Source organism: Thalassotalea psychrophila (assembly GCF_031583595.1).
Lineage (GTDB): Bacteria > Pseudomonadota > Gammaproteobacteria > Enterobacterales > Alteromonadaceae > Thalassotalea_A > Thalassotalea_A psychrophila.
This window is the reverse complement of record NZ_CP134145.1, coordinates 3,961,680-3,977,522: the sequence shown is the minus strand read 5'-3', so window position 1 is coordinate 3,977,522 and position 15,843 is coordinate 3,961,680. Positions and strand designations below refer to the sequence as shown.

The following is a 15,843-nucleotide window of genomic DNA, read 5'->3' as shown; positions in this document are numbered from 1 at the left end:
CGGTGTAGCAGATTATTTTTGAGCGTGAAAAGGGCTGTAGCTTTGTTAAATAACGGTTTTTACTTTATAATTCACGCTAATTTTTATCATCATATTTATTGTTAATTTTCAGAGTTATTCAACGCTATGTTTTCAGAAAAACTTTCAGTCGCGCCAATGCTTGATTGGACCGATAAGCACTGTCGCTATTTTTTACGCCAATTATCTAGCCACACGGTGATGTATACCGAAATGGTTACTACCGGGGCTATTTTATTTGGTAAAGGTGATTATTTATCTTACAACACCGAGGAGCATCCATTGGTGCTGCAACTTGGCGGTAGTGATCCTAAAGCACTTACCGAGTGCGCGAAAATGGCCGAGCAGCACGGCTATGATGCTATTAACATTAATGTTGGGTGTCCTTCAGACAGGGTTCAAAATGGTCGCTTTGGCGCATGCTTAATGGCAGAGCCTGAACTTGTCGCTGAGTGTGTACAAACTATGAAAAATGCAGTTAAAGTTCCAATTACGGTTAAATCGAGGATCGGCATTGACGATTTAGACAGCTACGAATTTTTACACAGTTTTGTTGAAGTTGTTGGTAAAGCCGGTTGTGAGCATTTTATTGTTCATGCCCGTAAAGCATGGTTAAGTGGGTTAAGTCCAAAGCAAAATCGTGAAGTTCCGCCGTTAGATTATTCTCGCGTTTATCAAATAAAGCAGGATTTCAACCATCTTGATATTTCAATCAATGGTGGCATTAAAACGTTGGCTGAAAGCGTTGAGCATTTAGAACATATTGATGGCGTAATGATTGGTCGTGAAATTTATCAAAACCCTTATATGTTAAGTCAGGCCGATCAGATTATTTTCACAGATGAAAAACCAATAATAACTCGTGAAGAAGTTATTGATGCGATGTGTGATTATATTGATCGTAACGTCGCAAATGGCGGGAGAGTATGGCATGTAGTACGCCATATGTTGGGCCTAACTAATGGATTACCAGGAGCTAGACGTTATCGTAGATATTTAAGCGAGAATGCCGGACGCGAGGGTGCAAGTTCCAATGTGTTGCGTGAAGCCTTTGCATTAACGGGTAAACTGGAAAACGTTCCTATTTCCATTTAGATCAGTTTTGTTCATATTCAACAAATCCTCATTTGTTCTATTACGTTAGTGAATGGGGATAATTTTATTTGTAAAATAAATGTTATAAAAACTAAACCTTTTCCTTACTTCTTGCGACTAACTAATAACGTCATAATTTTGGGGAAATGATATGTTCAGTTTAGTTGCAATGTTTTTAATGCTTTTACTACCGGTATTATGTTTAATCGGTTGTTCTGTAGTGGTTAGCTTAATTGAAGAGCCGATTCAACCAAGCGAAAGTGAAAATTTCCTGCGAATTTAACTTCCATCTATTCTCCTTTTAGATCCAATCTTACTTTCTTTTTTACACCCTAAAATCTCTGTCTATACGCTTGCGTATTGATATTCCAGCTAGTTATCACTCTCTAAATTCTGCTGTGTTTAAATTAATTAAATACAGATGGTTAAATTAACTAATTATGTGGTTAAAAACACTAAACAGTGATGTGTTAATTAAATGTTAAATTTGCCATTGAGAATTAGAGTTTGTTTAAACCCCTTTGAAAACAACCGTTTAAAAAATAAATAAAAGTTGGCACAACACTTGTAACGTATAAATCATTATTAGCAAAATTTACAACAAATACTAACTACTACCTAGTTGTTAGATAAGTAAACTAAGGATTGAAACATGAACACGTTAACTACTAAAGCATCAGTATTCGCAGCATTAATGGCAGCAAGTGCAATGGCAGCAACATCTGCTAAAGCGGAAGAACTTGTGTCACTTGAAAGCGCCATTGAAATGATCGTTTCTCAACAATCTAAAGCTGTGTTTTATCAAGTAACTCAACAAGTAGCCAATAGCATCGAACAAGAAGTTGGCAACTTTACAATAGATTCATTATTTGCTTCAGAAAAAGGTTTACCAACTGTAAGTATTTCTGAAACAACAAAACTAAACGAAGAAGATTCACCAGAAGAATAAGGAGCAACACCATGGGTATGTTTTCAAGATTAACCGATATCATTAACGCCAATATTAATAGCTTATTAGAAAAAGCTGAGAACCCTGAAAAATTAATTCGTTTAATAATACAGGAAATGGAAGAAACTTTAGTTGAAGTTCGTTCACAAGCAGCTAAAAGCATTGCTGAAAAGAAAACTCTAACTCGTAAATTACGTCGCTTAGAAACTAAAGTTACTGACTGGAATAACAAAGCAGAGCTTGCTTTAACCAAAGGTCGTGAAGATCTAGCGCGCAGTGCATTAGTTGAAAAACAAAAATGTGAACAAGAACTAGAGTCTCTTCAACAAGAGATGATCAGCATTGATGAAATGCTAGCTGGTGTGCAGGATGATTGCGGCCGTTTACAAGAAAAGTTAGCTGAGGCTAAACGTCGCCAAGAGTCATTTACGCTGCGTCAAAAATCTGCAGAAGTTAGATTGAAAGCTCGTCAAACAATTAACACCGGCAACATTGATAATGCGATTGCAAAATTTGAACGTTACCAGCAAAAAGTTGATGAAGTTGAAGCTCAAGTAGAAGCCTATGACCTTGGCAAAAACCAAAGTTTAGAAAGCCAGTTTGCAGAGCTTGAAAATCAAGATTTGATTGAAGAGCAATTACAACAAATGAAGAAAAAAGTAGTTAATGGCTAAGGCTATTAACTTCCATAAACCATTAGCAGGAAAGGGAAAGTAGGAATAAATTATGTTTCCATTTTCAATAATTTTTACATTGTGGCTTGTACCAGTAGCAACCTTTTTTATTGGTGCTGGCGTGTTTAGTATCGCAAGATACGTACAAGCTTAAACGAAATTAAATACAAATAAAGTTTACTTGTTAGGAGTAAGTTATGAATACCAATAAATACCATGTTGAACGCCCATTAAGCAAAGATTCTGTTAATAAAAAAATCTGTGGTGTTTGTGCTGGTCTTGCACGTCATTTTGAATTACCTAGATTTGGCGTAAGAGCCGCTGTTGTAATAGTTGGCTTTATGATGCCATTAGCAACTATCGTTGCTTATTTTGTTGCCGCTTTACTAATGCCAAGTCGTTACTAGTAATAGTTTAAATTGAACTGTGTTAGCTAAGGAATAAATATGACATTTTTTAAATCGTTATTATTAGCTGTTTTTGCAACATTGATACTAACTTATGTTTTTGGCATCAGTTTAATTGAGTTGTTTAATATCAGCTTTTATATGGATCAACACGAGGTTGAGCCGTTAAAGGTAATAAGTTTATCTGCAATTGTTGCTGTGTTATTAGTCATCGCAGCATTAGCAATAGTGTTAAGTGTATTCGGTACAATTATTTTTGCTGTATTGTTAGTCTGTGGTGGCGTATTAATGGTTGGAGTTGGCGTTTTTTGGCCAATAATTTTGATCGCTGTCGTTATTTGGGCATGCACAAGACAAAAAGCGATAACCGATTAACTTGTCAATTTCGGTAATGATAGTGCTGAATTAACATTTATTTAATTTAATTAACAGATTGTTATTGTCGAAACTGTTGAAATAGGCGATTATTCAGCTAATTACACCTTATTGGTTCATTAGTATGAAATTAAGCTTCTCCATTACAGCCACCTTATCTTTATTACTCTCATTCAATTTATTGGCAGCAGACATTAGCGTGAGTGAGCAATACGTTAGAGAAAGCATTCCTGGTACAACAATCAGTTCTGCTTATATGACGTTAACAAACCAATCGAAAAAGTCCGTTACTTTAACGTCTATCACGTCAGATATCAGTCAGAGAATTGAAATGCATGAGCACATCATGACAGCAGAAATGATGAAAATGCAGCAGGTTGATTCTATTGTGATAAATGCCAATGACAAAGTAGTATTACAACCACACGGATATCACATTATGGTGTTTAATGTGCAGCAACCATTACAAGCTGAAACAACAATTACTATGACTTTACATTTTGATAATAAAGAAAATGTTATCATTGAAGTGCCTGTACAAGGGCTTAAGTAACAAAACAAAAAAACGTCATCACTAAAGGAAAAATTATGACTTTTAATTTCTCGTTTAAATCTATCTCCATAATGTCAATCATTGTGGTGTTTCTGTTCTATATTTTGGGTGTATTTTGGAGCTTCGAACCGGGCTCTTTTGATGTTCGTGAACAGGCCGTTAACGACGCTAAAGTTGCTAATGTAAAACCTGTGGTAGGGTACACGACAACAACTACTTTAATTAGAGTTGCAGAAAAATTACAGGATAAACCCGGCGGATATTTATCGAATGACAAAATTCCACCATCTCTATTTTTAGATAACATTCCTGCATGGGAGTTTGGCGTGCTAGAAATGGTACGCGATATGTCTTTAGTAATGCGTCAGTCATTTAGCCGTTCACAATCTCAATCTCTCGAGAATAAACACTTAAAAGGTGCACAGCCAAAATTTAATATTGATGCGAATACTTGGGCTATCCCAAGTGCAGAAGGTGAATACAGTTCAGCAATTGAAGACTTATATGCATATCGTCAAGATCTAGCTGATCCATTAGTTCAAGATGCACAGTTTTATGCGCGCGCAGATAATCTTCGTGACTATTTACGTGAAATAGAAAAACGTTTAGGTAGTTATTCACAACGCTTAAGTGCCAGTGTTGGCCGTAACCAACTGAATACTGATTTAGCTGGTGACAAAAATGCCGTGCAGTCTACATTTTCAGCATCTGCGGTTATCGTTAAAACCAGTTGGTGGAAAATTGATGACGTATTCTATGAATCACGTGGTGCTTGTTGGGCATTGTTGCATATGCTACAAGCTATTGAAGTTGATTTTGCTGATGTACTAGAAAATAAAAACGCCACCGTAAGTGTGAGCCAAATAATAAGAGAATTAGAAGCTACTCAGGATACTGTTTGGAGTCCTTTGATTTTAAATGGTAGCGGCTTCGGAATTGGTGCTAATCATTCTTTAGTTATGGCAAATTATATTTCCAGAGCGAATGCTGCTTTGATCGACTTAAGAGAATTGTTAAGCCAGGGGTAATCACCCCCCTAAGATAAGTAATAATAAAAACATATAATTATTAATAATAAAACAGGGTAAAAAAATGAAAAAAACAGCTGCGTTAATTAGCTCGCTAATGTTGTTAACCAGTACTACAGCTGCCGCCGATGCTATCGGTGTTTATGTTGGTGCTCAGGGGTGGGATATGGCTGCAGAAGGTAGCCATGGTGATAACAACGATTTAATCGAATATAACTTTAAAGATGAATCACAAGGTAGATTTTATATTGCTTTTGAACATCCTGTTCCATTTATTCCGAACATTAAAATTGCTCATTCAGAATTAATGACTAAAGGTTTAGAAGTTGATACAAACAACGAATTTGCAAACCTAGTGGTTGAAGGTTCAGAGGTTGATTTTACTTACACAGATTACACCTTATATTACGAACTATTTGATAATGGTTTGTTTTCTTTTGATTTTGGTTTAACTGCCAAAGACTTCGAAGGTGAACTACTTACCAGTGATACTATGGGTTTAGATGAAGATTCTGTAGAAGAAATCATTCCTATGCTTTACGCTTCTGCTCAAGTTGCCTTTCCAGGCACTGGTTTAAGTGTTTTTGCAGAGGGGAATTTTTTAAGTATCGATGATCATACTTTAGCTGATTACCAATTAGGCGTTTCTTACGCGCTACTTGATAATATGCTGGTAGATGTAAATCTTCAAGCTGGTTATCGCGTAGTAGATCTTGAGTTAGATGACCTAGATGATGTTTATGCTGATCTAGAGTTTGATGGTGCCTTTGCTGGTGTAGAAGTTCATTTCTAATAAATTTTCTTGGCACCTTTATAATTAAAAATCCTGAACAGCAGAACTGTTCAGGATTTCTTTTTTTAATTTTTCTTTGAAATAAAATTACTGCTCTATCTTATAACGATTCAACCTAACGAACCGATATTCTATTTTGGAATAAAAAATCGTTATCTATTCTTTTATGTTTCTCTTAAGCCTGTATATCCTTTACCCATTGTAAAATTAATGTAATTTGGGATAAACGCCATGTTGGTAAAAGCCAATAATGATATACAAGCAAGTTTAGGTAGTGATCAACTACTACAATTGCAGCAAGTCATTCATCAATATTCGCCATTGCAACTTGCTTGGGCAAGTGGCTATTTGGCGGCTAAAAGCGAAAGCCCAGCAAGCGAAGTGATGCCGCAAGCTAGTGTCAGTCCCGCTGGTAAACTAACTATTCTGTTCGGCTCGCAAACAGGTAATGCAAAAGCTGTTGCCCAGCAGGTTCATGCTGAGGCTGTTAGCCAAGGCATTAATGCCAGCTTAGTAAATATGGCAGATTACAAACCTAAATCATTAAAATCGGAAACGCACATCTTAATTGTTGCTAGCACTAATGGTGAAGGTGAAGCACCGGATGATGCTATGGCTTTACATGAGTTTTTAGCTTCAAAAAGAGCCCCTAAATTAGATTCATTACAGTACTCAGTATTAGCACTGGGTGATTCAAGCTACGAATATTTTTGTCAAACAGGTAAAGACTTTGATGAAAGATTAGCTAAGCTTGGCGCTAAACGTATCAGTGAACGTATAGATTGTGATGTAGATTACATTGCTCAAGCTAAAGCTTGGCAAGAAGAAAATTTAAAGCACGTTGCCGAAACTTTAGTTTCTAGCACTGCTGAGGTAGTGCACTTACCTCTGGGAAATGTTGCTATAGCTGAAGGCGCAAGCACTTATAGCAAAGAGAATCCTTTTTTAGCCACTATTGTTGCTAATCAGAAAATTACTGGTCGAGATTCGAATAAAGTTGTACAGCACATTGAAATTGATCTAGAAGGTTCGGGAATTACCTATCAACCAGGCGATGCTTTAGGTATCTGGCCTGTTAATGATCAACCTTTGCTTGCAGCAATTACTAATGCGCTTAACTTAGATTTAACTGAATTTGTCACTGTAAATAGTGAAGAAGTAAGCTTGCAGTTAGCTTTACAAGAGAAGCTTGAAGTAACCGGTTTAAGTAAAGTAGTCATTACTAAATGGGCAGAACTGGCTAACAACCAAACTCTTACGGATTTATTGACTGATGCTGATAACTTACGCGACTTCATCAATAACAAACAGCTTATCGATTTAATTACTACTTATCCTGCGACTTTATCTGCGCAGACATTGGTTGATAGTCTAGCCTCCTTAACGCCGCGTTTATATTCAATAGCATCAAGCCAGGAAGAAGTAGAAGAAGAAGTTCACTTAACTGTTGGCTTGGTTGACTACGTTGAACAAACAACCGAAGGCGTTGTACGTCGCTTAGGCAGTGCTTCAGGGTTTTTAATTGAACGCTTGCAAGAAGACGACCAAGTAAAGGTATTTATTGAGCACAATAACAACTTCCGTTTACCTGAAAATACCGATACACCAATTATTATGGTTGGCCCTGGTACTGGCGTAGCGCCATTTAGAGCTTTCTTGCAGCAACGTGAAGCACAAGAAGCAAATGGTGATAACTGGTTAGTGTTTGGCGATCAGACCTTTACCCAAGACTTTTTATATCAAGTTGAGTGGCAAAGCTACCTTAAATCAGGCGTGTTATCTCGTTTAGACGTGGCTTTTTCAAGGGACCAAGCTGAAAAAGTTTATGTACAACACAAGTTAAAAGCCAATGGTAAAGAGTTATTTAGTTGGTTAGAAAACGGCGCACACTTTTATATTTGTGGTGATATGTCGCGTATGGCTAAAGATGTTCATCAAACCTTAGTTGAAATTGTTAGTGAGCACGGTAATAAAACTGTAGAGCAAGCCGAAGATTATTTAAAGCAATTACGCATTAATAAGCGTTATCAGAAGGATGTATATTAATGTCTATTTTAGCCGAAAAAATTGAACAAAACCCGAATGTGGTCCAAGGTAAGCATGCCGACAATGAGCGCCTTAAAGCTGAAAGTAATCATTTACGTGGCACGATAATTGAAGACTTACAAGATGAAATTACCGGTGGTTTCACAGCAGATAACTTTCAATTAATCCGTACCCACGGCATGTACCAACAAGATGATCGTGATATTCGAGCAGAACGTGCCAAGCAAAAGTTAGAACCTCTGCATAATGTAATGCTTAGAGCCAGAATGCCTGGTGGCATCATTACTCCTAGCCAATGGTTAGCTATAGATAAATTTGCCGATGAGCACACCTCTTATGGCAGTATTCGTTTGACAACTCGCCAAACGTTTCAGTTTCATGGGGTGTTAAAACCTAATATTAAATTGATGCATCAAACGCTTAATAAAATAGGTATAGATGCTATTGCGACTGCTGGTGATGTTAACCGTAACGTATTATGTACCTCTAACCCGGTTGAGTCTGTTTTGCATCAAGAAGCGTACCAATGGGCTATCAAAATTAGTGAACATTTACTTCCTAAGACTCGTGCGTATGCTGAGATTTGGCTTGACGGCGAAAAAATTGAAGAAACACCAGGGCAAGAAGTTGAACCTATTCTAGGTAGTACTTACTTACCTCGTAAATTTAAAACTACTGTAGTTATCCCGCCAGATAATGATATTGACGTGCACGCTAATGACTTAAACTTTGTGGCGATTAGCGACGGTAAAAAGCTAATTGGTTTTAATGTGTTAGTTGGTGGTGGTTTAGCCATGACCTTCGGTGATGACTCTACTTACCCAAGAAAGGCTGATGACTTTGGTTTTATCGAACTTAAAGATACCTTAGCATTTGCTGAAGCGGTTATTACTACACAGCGTGATTGGGGGAATCGAGTAAATCGTAAAAATGCGAAAACCAAATATACTCTGGATAGAGTCGGTATTGATACATTTAAAGATGAAGTTGAAACGCGCGCGGGTGCTAAATTTGGGGAGTCTCGTCCTTACGAGTTCACTAATCGTGGCGATAAAATTGGTTGGGTTGAAGGTATCGATAATAAGCACCATTTAACTCTATTTATTGAAAATGGTCGTTTAAAAGACACTATTGAGACCAAACTAAAAAGTGGTGTAAAAGCCATTGCTGAAATTCATCAAGGTGATTTCCGTATGACGGCGAATCAAAACTTGATTGTTGCTAGCGTATCTCAAGAGCAAAAGTCGGTGATTGAAAGTATCGCCGTTGAGCATGGTTTAATTGATGTTACACAATCTAATCAACGCCAAAATTCTATGGCATGTGTGGCTTTCCCTACTTGTCCATTGGCTATGGCAGAAGCAGAACGCTTTTTACCTAGTTATGTGACAGACATTGAAGGTTTATTAGCAAAGCATAATATTGCTGATGAGCACATTATTTTCCGGGTAACGGGTTGTCCTAATGGTTGTGGCCGAGCAATGCTTGCTGAGGTTGGCTTAGTTGGTCGTGGCCCAGACAAATATAATATGTATTTAGGCGGCAACGTTGCCGGCACTCGTGTTCCAAAACTATATCAAGACAATATAAGCTCTTCACAGGTGTTAAGTCATTTAGATGAGCTAATTGGCTTATGGGTTGAAAAACGAAATGAACAAGAATGTTTTGGTGACTTTGTAATACGTGAAGGCATTGTTAAAGAAGTAATAATAAGCAAAAGGGATTTCCATGGCTAACTTAGCAGTCAATAACAGGTTTCCAGCGTCTTTACCTGACACCTTATTGAAAAATTGGAATGAACAGCTTGAAAAAATGAGTGCCAGTGAGCGGGTCGCATGGGCATTTGAACACCTGCCAAATAATTTTGCGCTAACCTCAAGCTTTGGTATTCAATCAGCGGTAATGCTGCATATGATGACGCAGTTAAAGCCAGACATCCCGGTATTATTAACTGATACTGGTTATTTGTTCGCAGAAACTTATCGCTTTATTGATGAGCTAACTGATCGCTTGAATTTAAACTTAAAGGTCTTTCGAGCTGATATTTCACCTGCTTGGCAACGTGCTAGACATGGTGAACAATGGCAGCAAGGTGAAGCAGAGTTAAAACAATATAACTTAACCAATAAAGTAACGCCGTTAGAAAATGGCTTAGATGAAATTGGTGCTAACACTTGGTTTTCTGGTGTAAGACGCAGTCAAACGGATCATCGAAAGTCACTGCCAGTATTACAAGTTATACGTGGCCGGTTTAAGTTACATCCGATTATTGATTGGAGTAATAAAGATGTACATGAATATCTAACCAAGCATAATTTACCCTATCACCCATTATGGAATGAAGGTTATGTATCAGTAGGAGACGAACATTCTACATTGCCACTGTCTGCGCAAATGGATGAGCAAGATACTCGCTTTAATGGTATGCAACGCGAGTGTGGGCTGCACACTGATGGCGATGGGATATAGCTATAATCGTAAATTATCGCCTGAATAAACTATTAAAAATGCCAGTGTAAATATTTACACTGGCATTCTTCATTTTATACTGCTTGCAGCTTGCAGCTTGCAGCTTGCAGCTTGCAGCTTGCAGCTTGCAGCTATAACACTGGTGCAATTACCAATGAAACAATTGCCATTACGTTAATTAAGATATTCATTGAAGGACCAGAAGTATCTTTAAACGGGTCACCAACGGTATCACCAACTACTGTTGCCGAGTGAGTATCACTGCCTTTACCGCCAAGATTGCCTTTCTCAACATACTTTTTAGCGTTATCCCAAGCACCGCCAGCATTCGCCATCATTAGAGCCATTAATACACAGCCTAATAAAGCACCGCCTAACATACCGCCAAGTGCTTGTGGGCTGATACCGAAACCAACAATTACCGGTACGCTTACTGCTATTACGCCAGGTAAAATCATTTTTTTCAATGCAGCGGTTGTGGCAATATCAACACAACGAGCAGTATCAGGATCAGCCTTGCCTTCAAGTAAACCTTCTATTTCTCTAAATTGACGGCGGATCTCATGGATCATTTCGAATGCAGCATCTCCAACAGCTGTCATCGTTAAAGAGGCAATTAAGAATGGCACCATACCACCAATAAATAAGCCAATAAGTACCTGAGGATCGCCTAAGTGCAAGCTGAAATCAGGAATTTTTATCGTCATTGTTTCAACATAAGCAGCAATAATTGCTAATGCTGCTAACGCAGCCGCGCCAATGGCAAAACCTTTACCTATGGCCGCTGTGGTATTACCTAACTCATCTAATGAATCGGTGATTTTACGAGTTTCTTCGCCAAGTCCCGCCATTTCAGCTATACCACCAGCATTATCAGCAACTGGACCATAGGCATCAATTGCCATGGTAATACCTACTGTGGCTAACATACCAACTGCGGCAATACCGACGCCATACAAACCGGCCATTTGCGTTGATGCAAATATGATGGCACATATGGTTAATACGGGAACAACAACAGATTCCATACCTACAGAGAGCCCTGTTATCATGACCGTTGCAGGACCTGTTTCTCCTGCCTGAGCTATTTTTCTTACTGGTGTGCTAGATGTATAATATTCGGTTACTAAGCCGATTATTATCCCACCAATTGCACCGGCTAATACCGCACCCCAAACATTAGCGTTAATTCCTAAAAATTGTATAGTGAAGTAGGCTGCAATAATAAATAATACCGCAGCAAATATAGTACCGGCACGTAGTGCAAGTTCAGCTTTACTACCAGACATTGATTTAACCAATAAAATCCCTAAAATTGAACAAATCAAACCTACTGATGCGAGCATTAATGGTAATGCCATAAGAGCTGAACGATCACCTAAAGCTTCAACAGCCATGGTTGATGCAATGGCAATGGAAGCAATCATTGAACCACAATATGATTCAAATATATCCGATCCCATACCAGCTACATCGCCAACATTATCGCCAACATTATCGGCGATAACACCTGGATTTCTTGGGTCATCCTCGGGAATTCCGGCTTCAATCTTACCAACTAAATCTGCACCTACATCGGCACTTTTGGTAAAAATACCACCACCAACACGTGAAAATAGAGCAACTGAAGAAGCCCCCATACCAAAACCATGAATGTAATGAGTTGTTGTTGGATCACCGCCAAAATACCAATATAAAGTGCCTAGTCCAATTAAACCTAAAGATGCAACACACAGCCCCATTACTGAGCCGCCAAAAAAGGCAACAGTTAAGGCTGGAGCTGCGCCTTTTTCATGAGCAGCATTGGTTGTTCTTACATTTGCTTTTGTTGCGGTAAACATACCAATATAGCCAGCGAGTGCTGAAGATACTGCACCAACAAAGAATGCTAACGCTGTATTGGGATCTACGAAAACGTAAAGTAAAACTAATAATATAGCCGCAAATACAAATAGCATCTTATATTCACGATGCATAAACACCATGGCTCCAAGATGTATTTGGTCAGCAATTTTCTTTAATGCCTCGCCGCCTGCGTCATATGATTTGATTATGTTATAAAGAATGAAAGCAAAAATTAGGCCTACAACACCAAGAACTGGTGGCAAGTAAAGCATGTTATCCATAAAATCCCCGTTTATTATTATTTTTGGCCACAAAAGTCATTTTTGTGGCTTTCTATTGTTATATTCGATTCATGTTTAAAAACACTACCGTATAGACATCAAAACAATGCGGTGGAGTACGACAAAAAACACTTTTTTATATAGAAGCAATATTTACATTACTCCTACCAATAATAAAAGTGTAGCTAAAATTGTTAAAAAATAGTTAACTTTTGAATTGGTAACAGGAAAATTTATGGTTATTAGACTAAAGTTTTCAATTATTTGCTGAGAAAATGTCGAATTTTAATTAAAAGTCGTTATAATAACGCCCTTTAAATATTGTACTTAAGTGGGAAGAGCCATGAGCCTTAATAGTGTACCAGCTGGTAAGAACTTACCAGAAGAAATAAACGTTATCATCGAAATACCAGCACATGCTGATCCGGTAAAATACGAAGTAGATAAAGAATCAGGTGCAATTTTTGTAGACCGTTTCATGTCAACTTGTATGCACTACCCAACTAACTACGGTTATGTACCTCACACTTTATCGCTAGATGGTGACCCAGTAGACGTATTAGTACCTACTCCTTTTCCATTATTAGCAGGTTCGGTTATTCGTTGTCGTCCAATTGGCGTACTTAACATGACTGACGAATCTGGTGAAGATGCAAAAATTCTAGCGGTACCTGTTGATAAATTATCAACTATTTACCGTGGTATTAATGAAGCAACTCAAATGCCAGAGCTTTTATTAAACCAAATTTCTCACTTCTTTGAACATTACAAAGATCTAGAGCCAAACAAATGGGTTAAAATTGAAGGCTGGGCTGATGCTCAAGCTGCTCGCGATGAAGTTGTCTCAAGTGTTGCTCGTTACGAAGAAACTGAAGATAAACCAGCATTCTAAATTTGAATAATGATTTATCTTAGTAAGCCCACTATAAATAGTGGGTTTTTTTTGCTTAAAATAATTAATTAAACGCTGGATTTAAACGGTCGTTTTAAAAAATGGTTGCTTTGCTTTATTAGACAAGGCAAACTCAAGCATCTATAAATATACCCATTAAGATATTTTACTATTCATTTTTATTATAATTGTTGATCAAAGTATTTTAAAAACCTCATAAAGCTAAGGAGTTTTGGCATGATTTATCAAGGCAATGGCCTTTCTGCCCAGTTACTTGACGATGGCATCGTCGAGTTGTGTTTCGATTCAAAAGGATCAGTAAACGCATTAAATATAGCAACATTAGAAGAATATAAAAACGCCATTATTGCTATTGGCGAATGTTCAGAAGCGAAAGGTGTTGTTGTAACATCAGCCAAATCAACGTTCATTGTTGGTGCGGATATAACTGAATTTACCGAATTATTTAAAACTCCTGACGATAAAATTGCTGGCGTATTTAAAAGCAGCAGTGATATTTTCGACATGTTTGAAGATCTCAATATGCCAACTATTGCCGCCATTAATGGTTTTGCGTTAGGTGGTGGTTGTGAAGTTACTTTAGTGTGTGATTACCGAGTGGCAGATACAACAGCAAGCGTTGGTTTACCTGAAGTTAAATTAGGACTTATTCCTGGTTTTGGTGGTACGGTTCGTTTACCTCGAGTAATTGGTATTGATAATGCACTTGAGTGGATGACTACTGGCAAGCCATACAAAGCCGCAAAAGCGTTAGAGTTTGGTGCTGTTGATGCAGTGGTTGCACCTGAAAACCTTAAGTCAGCGGCAATTGAGATGCTTAAAGATGCAATATCTGGACAATTTGATTGGCAAGCCAAGCGCCAAGAGAAGTTAGTACCAGTTGCATTAACGCCAATTGAACATGCGATGAGTTTCAATACTGCTAAAGGCATGATTTTCGCTAAAGCTGGTAAGCACTACCCAGCACCGATGATTTTAGCTAACCTGCTTGAAGAGTCAGTTAAGTTAGATAGAACTCAAGCAATGCTACTAGAAAATTCTGCCTTCGGACAAGTTGCTAAAACTGATGCATGTTCGGCACAAGTAGGTTTATTTCTAGCTGATCAAGTAGTAAAAGGTAAGGCCAAAAAAGCAGCCAAAATTGCGACCAAGAAAGTTGAAAGAGCCGCGGTATTAGGTGCTGGCATTATGGGCGGCGGTATTGCATACCAATCTGCTTATAAAGGCACACCAATTGTAATGAAAGATATTAATAATGCTGCTCTAGATTTAGGTTTAAGTACAGCTGCCGGAATATTAACTAAATCTGTCGATAAAGGCAGAATGAACGCTAAAAAAATGGCGCAAACATTAAATAATATTACTCCTACATTAACTTACGACAGTATTAAAGATGTTGATATTGTTGTTGAAGCGGTAGTTGAAAACCCTAATGTAAAAGCTGCTGTTTTAAAAGAAGTAGAAGCCAATGTTAGCGATGATGCCATTATTACTTCTAATACATCGACTATCTCTATCGATTTACTTGCCGAAAGCATCGAAAAGCCAGAGCGTTTTTGTGGCATGCATTTTTTCAACCCGGTAAATAAAATGCCGTTAGTTGAAGTTATCCGTGGTAAAGACACTTCTGACGAAACGGTTGCTGCTGTTGTCGCTTATGCTGCAAAAATGGGTAAATCACCAATTGTTGTTAATGATTGTCCTGGTTTTTATATTAATCGAGTGTTATTCCCTTACTTTTCAGGTTTTGCTCAATTAGTGCTTGAAGGTGCTAATTATGAAAAAGTAGATAAGGTAATGGAGAAACAGTTTGGCTGGCCAATGGGCCCGGCTTACCTATTGGATGTTGTAGGTATAGATACCGCTGATCACTGTACAGATGTTATGGCTGCGGGTTTCCCTACACGTATGGCAAAAATCACCAACGACCCATCAAGTGTTTTATATAACGAAAAACTATTAGGTCAAAAAACTGGATCTGGCTTTTATGAGTACTCTAAAGATAAACGAGGGCGTCCACAAAAAGCAGTGAACGCAAAGGCGTTAGAGTTATTTAGCTCTATTTGTGCAGCAGAAACTGATTTTACTAATGATGAGATTATTGCACGAGTGATGATCCCACTGGTTAATGAAACAGTTAGATGTCTAGAAGAAGGCGTAGTTGCAACTGCAGCCGAGGCGGACATGGGCTTAATATATGGTTTAGGCTTCCCTCCATTTAGAGGTGGTCCAATTCGTTATTTAGAAACTGTTGGCTTACAAGCATTCATCGAAACAGCAGACAAGTTTGCTCATTTAGGTGAAATTTATCAAGTAACCGATGGTCTTCGAGAAATGGCAGCTTCTGGCAAGTCATACTTCAACACTAACGTTAAAACAGCTAAGTAGAGCGGAGAA

Annotated in this window: 15 protein-coding genes; 14 read left to right on the top strand and 1 reads right to left on the bottom strand. The window is 38.0% G+C overall.

Going from position 1 to position 15,843, the window contains the following annotated elements:
- Positions 1 to 126 precede the first annotated feature (126 nt).
- The 12 genes from dusA (at position 127) to RGQ13_RS16465 (ending at position 10,407) form a co-directional block, all read left to right on the top strand.
- Positions 127 to 1,113, top strand: a complete 987-nt coding sequence (gene dusA / locus RGQ13_RS16520; RefSeq protein WP_348390839.1) for a tRNA dihydrouridine(20/20a) synthase DusA — start codon at positions 127 to 129, stop codon at positions 1,111 to 1,113.
- Positions 1,114 to 1,264: 151 nt separating this feature from the next.
- Positions 1,265 to 1,396 (top strand): hypothetical protein, encoded by a 132-nt coding sequence (locus RGQ13_RS16515; RefSeq protein ID WP_348390838.1) that lies wholly within the window; start codon positions 1,265 to 1,267, stop codon positions 1,394 to 1,396.
- A gap of 369 nt (positions 1,397 to 1,765) precedes the next feature.
- Complete coding sequence (locus RGQ13_RS16510) at positions 1,766 to 2,062, top strand: hypothetical protein (protein WP_348390837.1); 297 nt, start codon at positions 1,766 to 1,768, stop codon at positions 2,060 to 2,062.
- 11 nt (positions 2,063 to 2,073) lie between these two features.
- Positions 2,074 to 2,736: a phage shock protein PspA gene (gene pspA / locus RGQ13_RS16505; protein WP_348390836.1), complete on the top strand. Its 663-nt coding sequence runs from the start codon at positions 2,074 to 2,076 to the stop codon at positions 2,734 to 2,736.
- A 197-nt stretch (positions 2,737 to 2,933) separates the two neighbouring features.
- The gene (locus RGQ13_RS16500) at positions 2,934 to 3,143 is read left to right on the top strand and encodes a PspC domain-containing protein (RefSeq protein WP_348390835.1); all 210 of its coding nucleotides are present in this window, start codon (positions 2,934 to 2,936) and stop codon (positions 3,141 to 3,143) included.
- A 39-nt stretch (positions 3,144 to 3,182) separates the two neighbouring features.
- Positions 3,183 to 3,518, top strand: a complete 336-nt coding sequence (locus RGQ13_RS16495; protein ID WP_348390834.1) for a hypothetical protein — start codon at positions 3,183 to 3,185, stop codon at positions 3,516 to 3,518.
- Between the two features lie 124 nt (positions 3,519 to 3,642).
- Positions 3,643 to 4,071 carry a copper chaperone PCu(A)C gene (locus tag RGQ13_RS16490; protein WP_348390833.1) on the top strand — a complete coding sequence of 143 codons (429 nt, stop codon included), beginning with the start codon at positions 3,643 to 3,645 and terminating at the stop codon, positions 4,069 to 4,071.
- Positions 4,072 to 4,106: 35 nt separating this feature from the next.
- The gene (locus RGQ13_RS16485; protein WP_348390832.1) at positions 4,107 to 5,099 is read left to right on the top strand and encodes a DUF2333 family protein; all 993 of its coding nucleotides are present in this window, start codon (positions 4,107 to 4,109) and stop codon (positions 5,097 to 5,099) included.
- Positions 5,100 to 5,163: 64 nt separating this feature from the next.
- A complete protein-coding gene (locus RGQ13_RS16480; RefSeq protein WP_348390831.1) occupies positions 5,164 to 5,892 on the top strand; it encodes a TIGR04219 family outer membrane beta-barrel protein in 729 nt (242 codons plus the stop codon).
- A gap of 231 nt (positions 5,893 to 6,123) precedes the next feature.
- On the top strand, positions 6,124 to 7,938 hold the full coding sequence (locus RGQ13_RS16475) for an assimilatory sulfite reductase (NADPH) flavoprotein subunit (protein WP_348390830.1): 1,815 nt from the start codon (positions 6,124 to 6,126) through the stop codon (positions 7,936 to 7,938).
- A complete protein-coding gene (cysI, locus tag RGQ13_RS16470) occupies positions 7,938 to 9,674 on the top strand; it encodes an assimilatory sulfite reductase (NADPH) hemoprotein subunit (protein ID WP_348390829.1) in 1,737 nt (578 codons plus the stop codon). Before RGQ13_RS16475 ends, cysI begins: the two co-directional genes overlap by 1 nt.
- A complete protein-coding gene (locus tag RGQ13_RS16465) occupies positions 9,667 to 10,407 on the top strand; it encodes a phosphoadenylyl-sulfate reductase (RefSeq protein ID WP_348390828.1) in 741 nt (246 codons plus the stop codon). The genes cysI and RGQ13_RS16465 overlap by 8 nt, the downstream gene beginning before the upstream one ends.
- Positions 10,408 to 10,538: 131 nt before the next feature.
- On the opposite strand, the gene RGQ13_RS16460 is transcribed toward RGQ13_RS16465, so the two are convergent.
- On the bottom strand, positions 10,539 to 12,533 hold the full coding sequence (locus RGQ13_RS16460; protein ID WP_348390827.1) for a sodium-translocating pyrophosphatase: 1,995 nt from the start codon (positions 12,531 to 12,533) through the stop codon (positions 10,539 to 10,541).
- A 343-nt stretch (positions 12,534 to 12,876) separates the two neighbouring features.
- Between RGQ13_RS16460 and ppa the strand changes: the two genes are divergently transcribed.
- Both ppa and fadB read left to right on the top strand, forming a co-directional pair.
- Positions 12,877 to 13,425 (top strand): inorganic diphosphatase, encoded by a 549-nt coding sequence (gene ppa, locus RGQ13_RS16455; protein ID WP_348390826.1) that lies wholly within the window; start codon positions 12,877 to 12,879, stop codon positions 13,423 to 13,425.
- A gap of 237 nt (positions 13,426 to 13,662) precedes the next feature.
- Entirely contained in the window at positions 13,663 to 15,834 is a 2,172-nt protein-coding gene (gene fadB / locus RGQ13_RS16450) for a fatty acid oxidation complex subunit alpha FadB (protein ID WP_348390825.1), read from the top strand.
- The last annotated feature ends 9 nt before the right edge of the window (positions 15,835 to 15,843 follow it).

Bases quoted from the DNA above. Each gene is read 5' to 3' on its own strand.
- RGQ13_RS16490 (WP_348390833.1), top strand. From the start codon at position 3,643: ATGAAATTAAGCTTCTCCATTACAGCCACCTTATCTTTATTACTCTCA.
- ppa (WP_348390826.1), top strand. From the start codon at position 12,877: ATGAGCCTTAATAGTGTACCAGCTGGTAAGAACTTACCAGAAGAAATA.
- cysI (WP_348390829.1), top strand. From the start codon at position 7,938: ATGTCTATTTTAGCCGAAAAAATTGAACAAAACCCGAATGTGGTCCAA.
- RGQ13_RS16495 (WP_348390834.1), top strand. From the start codon at position 3,183: ATGACATTTTTTAAATCGTTATTATTAGCTGTTTTTGCAACATTGATA.
- RGQ13_RS16485 (WP_348390832.1), top strand. From the start codon at position 4,107: ATGACTTTTAATTTCTCGTTTAAATCTATCTCCATAATGTCAATCATT.
- pspA (WP_348390836.1), top strand. From the start codon at position 2,074: ATGGGTATGTTTTCAAGATTAACCGATATCATTAACGCCAATATTAAT.
- RGQ13_RS16475 (WP_348390830.1), top strand. From the start codon at position 6,124: ATGTTGGTAAAAGCCAATAATGATATACAAGCAAGTTTAGGTAGTGAT.
- RGQ13_RS16480 (WP_348390831.1), top strand. From the start codon at position 5,164: ATGAAAAAAACAGCTGCGTTAATTAGCTCGCTAATGTTGTTAACCAGT.
- fadB (WP_348390825.1), top strand. From the start codon at position 13,663: ATGATTTATCAAGGCAATGGCCTTTCTGCCCAGTTACTTGACGATGGC.
- RGQ13_RS16460 (WP_348390827.1), bottom strand. From the start codon at position 12,533: ATGGATAACATGCTTTACTTGCCACCAGTTCTTGGTGTTGTAGGCCTA.
- RGQ13_RS16500 (WP_348390835.1), top strand. From the start codon at position 2,934: ATGAATACCAATAAATACCATGTTGAACGCCCATTAAGCAAAGATTCT.
- dusA (WP_348390839.1), top strand. From the start codon at position 127: ATGTTTTCAGAAAAACTTTCAGTCGCGCCAATGCTTGATTGGACCGAT.
- RGQ13_RS16515 (WP_348390838.1), top strand. From the start codon at position 1,265: ATGTTCAGTTTAGTTGCAATGTTTTTAATGCTTTTACTACCGGTATTA.
- RGQ13_RS16510 (WP_348390837.1), top strand. From the start codon at position 1,766: ATGAACACGTTAACTACTAAAGCATCAGTATTCGCAGCATTAATGGCA.
- RGQ13_RS16465 (WP_348390828.1), top strand. From the start codon at position 9,667: ATGGCTAACTTAGCAGTCAATAACAGGTTTCCAGCGTCTTTACCTGAC.